The following is a 503-nucleotide window of genomic DNA, read 5'->3' on the forward strand; positions in this document are numbered from 1 at the left end:
GCGGACAACCTGATCGGCCAGGGCGGCGACGATGTCCTGATCGGAGCGGGCGGCAACGACACGATCTCGGCCGGCGACGGCAACGACTTCGTCGATGCCGGGGAGGGCCGTGACGTGGTCTTCGGCGGGGCCGGCGACGACGTGCTGCTCGGCGGGGCCGGCAACGACCTGATCGATGGCGAGGCCGGCAACGACCGGATCTTCGGTGGCACCGGCGACGACCGGATCACGGCCGGGGCCGGCGACGACACGGTGGTGGCGGGTGCGGGCAATGACGTGTTCGTGGCTGCGATCGGTGACGGCAACGACGTCTATTTCGGCGATGACAGCGACGGCGGCACGGGCATCGACACGCTCGACATGTCGGCAATCATGGCGAACCTGACGGTCGATCTCGGCAACGGCCTGCTCGGACGCGGCAGCGCGGTCAGCACGGACAGCGGCACCGACACGCTCTGGAGCATCGAGAACGTCGCGACCGGCGCAGGTAACGACACGATCAC

1 protein-coding gene is annotated in these 503 nt (G+C 69.2%); it reads left to right on the forward strand.

Annotation, left to right across the window (positions count from 1 at the left end; all coding sequences use genetic code 11):
- On the forward strand, positions 1-503 hold a 503-nt coding region (locus AC1DGP_RS35315; RefSeq protein ID WP_476833306.1), incomplete at both ends, for a calcium-binding protein.

This window comes from Allobosea sp. 05T433 (genome assembly GCF_056396065.1).